This is a genomic window from Rathayibacter sp. AY1G1, assembly GCF_002932095.1.
GTDB lineage: Bacteria > Actinomycetota > Actinomycetes > Actinomycetales > Microbacteriaceae > Rathayibacter.
Genome location: NZ_PSUZ01000040.1, coordinates 13845 through 20913 on the forward strand (window position 1 = coordinate 13845; position 7069 = coordinate 20913).

The following is a 7069-nucleotide window of genomic DNA, read 5'->3' on the forward strand; positions in this document are numbered from 1 at the left end:
CGCCGCGGGTGAATCGCTTGGCACGCGATTCCCACGACGGCTGTGTTCGTTGCGGGGCCGCTCCCTGCGCGGCCCCTCGCGGTCGGCTTGGCGAGGTGGTCACGATGGGTGGAGCGGGTCGCGTTCGCCGCGCGGGAATCGCTTGGCACGCGGCGGTGCTTGTTGCGGGGCCGCTCCTTGCGCGGCACCTCGCGGTCGGCTTCGCGAGGTGGTTGCACGGGTGGAGCGGGTCGCGTTCGCCGCGCGTGAATCGCTTGGCACGCGATTCCCGCCGACGGCTCGCGGGTGGTCCCGAGCCTGCACCGATCCTGCGGTGGAGGGGTTCGAGGAGGTCGGTGGCTGCGCGGTGCGCGCGGCGGCGAACAGCGACCGGGGGCGCGGTCAGATCTTGCGGAGGAGGACCGAGGAGACCGTGTGATCGGCCTGCTTGCGGAGGACCAGGCTCGCGCGGGAGCGGGTGGGGCGCACGTTCTGCAGCAGGTTCGGCTCGTTGATCGCGGCCCAGATGCTCCGCGCGCGCTCACGGGCCTCGTCCGGACTGAGCGCCGCGTAGCGGTGGAAGTAGGAGTTCGGATTCGCGAACGCGCCCTGCTGCAGGGTGAGGAAGCGCTCCTCGTACCAGCGCGCGATGTCGCTGGTCCGGGCGTCGACGTAGACGGTGAAGTCGAACAGGTCGCTGACCGCCAGGCCGTGACCGGGCACCGGCGGCTGCAGCACGTTCAGGCCCTCGACGATCAGCACGTCCGGCCGCCGCACGACGATCTCGGCGTCGGGGACGATGTCGTAGGAGAGGTGCGAGTAGAACGGCGCGCGCACCTCCGCGGCCCCGCCCTTCACCTCCGAGACGAAGCGCAGCAGCGCCCGCCGGTCGTACGACTCGGGGAAGCCCTTGCGGCTCATCAGACCGCGGCGCTCCAGCTCGCGGTTGGGCAGCAGGAAGCCGTCGGTGGTCACCAGCTCGACGCGGGGCGTGTCCTCCCAGCGGGCGAGCAGCTCCCGCAGCAGGCGCGCGATCGTCGACTTGCCCACCGCGACCGACCCCGCGACGCCGATCACGAACGGAGTCGGCTGCGCGCGCTCCCCGAGGAACGTGCTCGTCGCGCGGTGCAGGTGCCGCGCGCCACCGGCGTACAGGCTCAGCAGGCGCGAGAGCGGCAGGTAGACCTCCGCGACCTCGGTGAGGCTCAGCCGGTCGCCCAGCCCCCGCAGCTGCACGACCTCGGTCTCCGACAGCGGCAGCTCCGTGGTGCGGGCGAGCTCGGCCCAGTCGGAGCGGACGATCTCGACGAAGGGGGAGGGGTGCGCGTCGCGTGCGGGATCGCGAGGAGACGACGGCATGGGGACCGATCCTAGCGTCCGCCCCGCCGGGTGCCCGACGCCGCGGGAGGCGCCTCCGCGCCGCTTAGAATCGAGCGCATGTGTGGAATCGTTGGATACGTCGGTGAGCGCGACAGCCTGGCCGTGCTGCTCGGGGGCCTGAAGCGTCTGGAGTACCGCGGCTACGACTCGGCCGGCGTGGCCGTGATCGACGCCGACGGGCAGCTCGACAGCCGCAAGCGCTCGGGCAAGCTCAGCGTCCTCGTCGACGACCTCGAAGCGCACCCGCTGGCCGAGGGCACCACGGGCATCGGCCACACCCGCTGGGCGACGCACGGCGGCCCGACCGACCGCAACGCCCACCCCCACCTCGCGGACGAGGGCAGGCTCGCCGTCATCCACAACGGCATCATCGAGAACTTCCAGCCGCTCAAGGAGCAGCTGCTCGCCGAGGGCGCCGTCTTCGAGAGCGAGACCGACACCGAGGTCGCCGCGCACCTGATCGCCCGCGAGTACCGCCGCACCGGCGACCTCGTGCTCGCCTTCCAGGCCGTCGTCGCGCACCTCGAGGGCGCGTTCACCCTGCTCGCCCTGCACCAGGACCAGCCCGGCGTGGTCGTCGGCGCGCGCCGCAACTCGCCGCTCGTGATCGGCCTGGGCGACGGGGAGAACTTCCTCGGCTCCGACGTCGCGGCGTTCGTCGAGTTCACCCGCCGCGCGGTCGCCATCGGCCAGGACCAGATCGTCACGATCACCCCGGAGCTCGTCACGGTGACCGACTTCTTCGGCAACCCCGTCGAGACCGAGCCGTTCGAGATCGCCTGGGACGCGTCGGCGTCCGAGAAGGGCGGCTGGTCGAGCTTTATGGCCAAGGAGATCACCGAGGGCCCCGAGGCCGTCGCGAACACGCTCCGCGGCCGCATCCACGAGGGCGCGATCACGCTGCCGGAGCTCGACGCGCTCGGCCCGGTGCTGACGGAGATCGACCGCATCACGATCATCGCCTGCGGCACGGCCGCCTACTCGGGCATGGTCGCCAAGTACGCGATCGAGAAGTGGGCGCGCGTCCCCGTCGAGGTCGAGCTCAGCCACGAGTTCCGCTACCGCGACCCGGTGCTCACCCCGCGCACCCTCGTCGTCTCGATCAGCCAGTCCGGCGAGACGATGGACACGCTGATGGCGGTCAAGTACGCCCGCGAGCACGGCGCCAAGACGCTCTCGGTCTGCAACACCCAGGGCGCGACGATCCCACGCGAGTCGGATGCCGTGCTCTACACGCACGCGGGCCCGGAGGTGGCGGTCGCCTCGACCAAGGCCTTCGTCGCCCAGATCGCGGCGCTCTACCTCTTCGGGCTGCACCTCGCCGCGGTGCGCGGAGCCGCCTCCACCGAGCTCGTCGCCTCGCAGGCGGCCCAGCTCGCCGCGATCCCGGAGAAGCTCTCCCGCGTGCTCGACGCCTCCGACGACATCGCCCAGCTGGCCGGCTGGATGGCCGACACCCGCGCGGTGCTGTTCCTCGGCCGCCACGTCGGCTACCCGGTGGCGCTCGAGGGCGCGCTGAAGCTCAAGGAGCTCGCCTACATCCACGCCGAGGGCTTCGCGGCGGGCGAGCTCAAGCACGGCCCGATCGCACTGATCGAGCCTGGCCAGGTCGTCTTCGTGATCGTGCCGAGCCCGAGCGAGTCGTACGAGCTGCAGCGCAAGGTGATCTCGAACATCCAGGAGATCAAGGCCCGCGGCGCCCGCGTCATCGCGATCGCGGAGCAGGGCGACACGGCCGCGATCCAGATCGCCGACGAGGTCGTGCCGATCCCGCTCGCCGACCCGCTGTTCGAGCCGCTGCTCGCCGTCACCCCGTTGCAGATGTTCGCGATGGAGCTCGCCGCCGCCAAGGGCCTCGACGTCGACCAGCCGCGCAATCTCGCCAAGTCGGTCACGGTCGAGTGATCGAGCCGTGATCGTGGGGATCGGGGTGGACGTCGTGGACCTCGCGCGCTTCGAGCGCTCGCTGACGCGCACGCCCCGGCTCCGCGACCGGCTGTTCGCCGAGAGCGAACGCTCGCTCCCCGTCGCCTCGCTGGCGGGCCGCTTCGCCGCCAAGGAGGCGCTGATCAAGGCGCTCGGCGACTCCGTGGGCGCCCGCTGGCACGACATGGTCGTCGAGCGGGACGAGCACGGGAATCCGTCCTTCGCGCTGCACGGCCCGGCCCGGGCGGCCGCGGAGGCGCGCGGAATCACGCGCGTGCACCTCTCGATGACGCACGACGCGGGCGTGGCCTGCGCGTTCGTGGTGGCAGAGTCGTGAGCGTCCCCGCGTCGTACCGCGAGGCGGTGATCGACGTCGACGCGATGGCGGCGAACGCCGCGCGTCTGCGCGAGCTCACCGGCGCCCGCCGGCTGATGGCCGTCGTCAAGGCCAACGGCTACGGGCACGGCGCCCTGGCCGCGGCGCAGGCGGCGCTCGACGGCGGCGCGGACGCCCTCGGCACTGCGGAGCTGCGGGAGGCCGTGGCCCTGCGCGAGGCAGGCGTCGTCGCTCCGATCCTCTGCTGGCTGCACGACCCCGGCGAGGACTTCGACGCGGCGCTCGAGCACTCGATCGACGTCGCCGTCTCCTCGGTGGACCAGCTCGACACGCTCGCGCAGTCGGCGGAGGACCGCGGCGTGCGCGCGGCCGTGCAGCTCAAGGTCGACACCGGCCTCAGCCGCAACGGCGCCGCGGAGGAGGAGTGGCCGCACCTGGCGGAGGCGCTCGCCCGTCACAGCGCTCGCGGCACCGTCCACCTCACCGGGCTGTTCTCGCACCTGTCCAACACCTCGCGCGAGGACGACCTCGCCCAGCTCGCGCTCCTCCGCCGCGCCGAGGCCGCGCTGGCCTCGCACGGGGTGCAGGCGCCGGTCCTGCACCTCGCGGCGACGGCGGCGGCGCTGCGCCTCCCGGAGACACGCCTCGACATGGTGCGCAGCGGCATCGCCCTCTACGGACTCTCGCCGTTCGAGGACGAGACCTCGCTCCAGCTCGGGCTCGTCCCGGCGATGACGCTGCAGGGCCGCGTCGCCGGCGTCCGCCGGGTGCCCCACGGGACCGGCGTGAGCTACGACTACACCTGGCGGGCCGAGGGCGGGACGACCCTCGCGCTCGTGCCGTTCGGCTACGCGGACGGCATCCCGCGGAGCGCCTCCGGCGTCGCGGAGGTCTCGATCGGCGGCCGCCGCCACCGGATCGCCGGGCGGGTCGCGATGGACCAGTTCGTCGTCGACGTGGGGGATGCGAGCGTCGCGACGGGCGACCCGGTGACGCTCTGGGGCGACCCGACGACCGGCGTCCCCTCGGTAGACGAGTGGGCGCGGTGGTGCGGCACCATCAACTACGAGCTGGTCACCCGGCTCGGGCCGCGGGTCCAGCGGCGGCTGCTGAGCGCGGCGGACGGCCGTGCCTGAGCGCTCCTGGTTCGCGGACCGCGTCGTCGAGGTCGCCGATCCGGAGGCCATGGCGGAGCTCGGCCGCGAGCTCGGCCGAGTGCTGCGCGCCGGCGACCTGCTGGTGCTGACCGGGCCGCTCGGCGCGGGCAAGACGACCTTCACGCGAGGGCTCGGCGAGGGCCTCGACGTGCGGGGTCCCGTGACGAGCCCCACCTTCGTGATCGCGCGGACGCATCCGCCGCTGCACGACGGGCCGCCGCTCGTGCACGTCGACGCCTACCGCGTGGGCTCGCCGGTCGAGCTCGACGACCTCGACCTCGATCCGGCGCGCTCGGTGATCGTCGTGGAGTGGGGGGCCGGGATGCTGGACGGCGTCGCGGAGTCCTGGCTCGACGTGGTCATCGAGCGGCCGACCGCCGGCTCCGACGCCGAGGAGGGCGAGGAGCCGATCGAGCCGCGGACCGTCCGCTTCCGCGGCACCGGCTGGAGCTGAGCCCGCGGGTACCCTGGACGCGTGCTCCTCGCGATCGACACCTCCTCCGGAACCTCCGTCGCCGTCGTCGACTCCGCGGGCGCCGTGCGCTCGGAGCGCACCGAGACCGACACCATGCGCCACGCGGAGGTGGTCGGCCGGCTGATCCAGGAGGCGCTCGAGGCGGCCGACGTGGCTCCCGGGGGGATCGAGGCGGTCGCCGTGGGCATGGGCCCCGGCCCCTTCACCGGCCTCCGGGTCGGGATCGCCGCCGCCCGGGCCTTCGCGCTCGGCCGCGGCGTCCCCACCCTCCCCGTGGTCTCGCACGACGCGATCGCGCTCGCCGCGCTGCGGCACGGGCGCGCCGCGGGCTTCCTCGTCGTCACCGACGCCCGCCGCCGCGAGCTGTACTGGAGCGCCTACGACGGGCTCGACGACCAGGGACTCCCCGTCCGCGTCGCCGGCCCGGGCCTGGACAAGCCGCCTGCCCTCCCGCATCCGGAGCTCCCGCGCCTGGAGGCCGAGTCGGTCTCCGCCGGCGAGCTCGGAGTCGTGGCCGCCCGCCTGCGCGCTGCCGGCCGGCCCGGCGCCGAGGACGAGCCCCTCTACCTCCGCTCGCCCGACGTCACGCTGTCGGCCGGTCCCAAGCGGGTGACCGCATGAGCGAGGCCGTGCTCCGCGACGCGCAGCCGGACGACCTCGACGCCGTCATGGCGATCGAGCAGTCCGAGTTCGCCGGCGACGCCTGGTCGCGCGGGATGATGGCGGAGGAGATCCGGAGCCGTCACACCCGGTACCTGATCGCCGAGCAGGACGGCGAGGTGGTCGGCTACGCCGGGCTCCTCTGCCCCGTCGGCGCCCACGAGGGCGACGTGCAGACGATCGCGGTCGTCGCCCGGGTCCGCCGCACCGGCCTCGGCCGCCGACTGCTGCGCGCGCTCCTCGAGGCGGCCGGCGAACGCGGCGCCCGCGAGGTCTTCCTCGAGGTCCGCGCCGACAACCCCGCCGCGCAGACCCTCTACCGCTCGGAGGGCTTCGAGGAGATCGGCGTCCGCCCCGCCTACTACCAGCCCGACGGAGTGGACGCGATCGTGATGCGCCTGCCGCCGACCCCGACCCAGGAGACCCCGTGAGCACCGGACCCCTCGTCCTCGGCATCGAGACCAGCTGCGACGAGACGGGGATCGGCATCGTCCGCGGCACGACGCTGCTCTCGAACACCATCGCCTCCTCGATGGAGGAGCACGCCCGCTACGGCGGCGTCGTGCCCGAGGTGGCCGCCCGGGCGCACCTGGAGGCGCTCGAGCCCGCCCTGCACGCGGCGCTCTCCGAGGCCGGTGTCGCGCTCGGCGACCTGGACGCGATCGCGGTCACCAGCGGACCGGGGCTCTCGGGCGCCCTCATGGTCGGCGTCGGAGCGGCGAAGGCGCTCGCCGTCTCGCTCGGCCTGCCGCTCTACGCCGTGAACCACCTCGTCGGCCACGTGGGAGCCGACGTCCTCCGGGCCGACGGCAGCGAGGGCAGCCCCGTCGAGGTGCCGACGATCGCGCTGCTGGTCTCGGGCGGGCACACCTCGCTCCTGCACGTGCGCGATCTGGTGTCGGATGTCGAGCTGCTCGGCGAGACCATCGACGACGCCGCCGGCGAGGCCTTCGACAAGGTGGCGCGCGTCCTGGGCCTGCCCTATCCGGGCGGACCGCAGATCGACCGGGTGGCGGCGGACGGGGACCCGAAGGCGATCCGCTTCCCCCGCGGGCTCAGCCTGCCGAAGGACCTCGAGCGCCACCGCTACGACTTCTCGTTCTCAGGGCTGAAGACCGCGGTCGCCCGCTGGGTCGAGAAGCGCCAGGACGCGGG

8 protein-coding genes are annotated in these 7069 nt (G+C 73.7%); 7 read left to right on the forward strand and 1 reads right to left on the reverse strand.

Features of this window, described 5'->3' with window-relative positions:
* Positions 1 to 381: 381 nt before the first annotated feature.
* Positions 382 to 1338: a type I pantothenate kinase gene (gene coaA / locus C5C36_RS16400; protein ID WP_104234153.1), complete on the reverse strand. Its 957-nt coding sequence runs from the start codon at positions 1336 to 1338 to the stop codon at positions 382 to 384.
* Positions 1339 to 1416: 78 nt separating this feature from the next.
* Between coaA and glmS the strand changes: the two genes are divergently transcribed.
* From glmS to tsaD, 7 genes are all read left to right on the forward strand, one after another.
* Positions 1417 to 3264 carry a glutamine--fructose-6-phosphate transaminase (isomerizing) gene (gene glmS / locus C5C36_RS16405; RefSeq protein ID WP_104227413.1) on the forward strand — a complete coding sequence of 616 codons (1848 nt, stop codon included), beginning with the start codon at positions 1417 to 1419 and terminating at the stop codon, positions 3262 to 3264.
* A 7-nt stretch (positions 3265 to 3271) separates the two neighbouring features.
* Complete coding sequence (locus C5C36_RS16410) at positions 3272 to 3622, forward strand: holo-ACP synthase (RefSeq protein ID WP_104225009.1); 351 nt, start codon at positions 3272 to 3274, stop codon at positions 3620 to 3622.
* Positions 3619 to 4758: an alanine racemase gene (alr, locus tag C5C36_RS16415; RefSeq protein WP_104310061.1), complete on the forward strand. Its 1140-nt coding sequence runs from the start codon at positions 3619 to 3621 to the stop codon at positions 4756 to 4758. Before C5C36_RS16410 ends, alr begins: the two co-directional genes overlap by 4 nt.
* Before the next feature lie 49 nt (positions 4759 to 4807).
* The gene (gene tsaE, locus C5C36_RS16420; RefSeq protein ID WP_104227417.1) at positions 4808 to 5233 is read left to right on the forward strand and encodes a tRNA (adenosine(37)-N6)-threonylcarbamoyltransferase complex ATPase subunit type 1 TsaE; all 426 of its coding nucleotides are present in this window, start codon (positions 4808 to 4810) and stop codon (positions 5231 to 5233) included.
* Between the two features lie 21 nt (positions 5234 to 5254).
* On the forward strand, positions 5255 to 5875 hold the full coding sequence (tsaB, locus tag C5C36_RS16425; RefSeq protein WP_104248199.1) for a tRNA (adenosine(37)-N6)-threonylcarbamoyltransferase complex dimerization subunit type 1 TsaB: 621 nt from the start codon (positions 5255 to 5257) through the stop codon (positions 5873 to 5875).
* Positions 5872 to 6345 carry a ribosomal protein S18-alanine N-acetyltransferase gene (rimI, locus tag C5C36_RS16430; protein WP_104263585.1) on the forward strand — a complete coding sequence of 158 codons (474 nt, stop codon included), beginning with the start codon at positions 5872 to 5874 and terminating at the stop codon, positions 6343 to 6345. Before tsaB ends, rimI begins: the two co-directional genes overlap by 4 nt.
* On the forward strand, positions 6342 to 7069 hold a 728-nt coding region (gene tsaD, locus C5C36_RS16435), incomplete at its 3' end, for a tRNA (adenosine(37)-N6)-threonylcarbamoyltransferase complex transferase subunit TsaD (protein ID WP_104310062.1). The genes rimI and tsaD, both read left to right, overlap by 4 nt.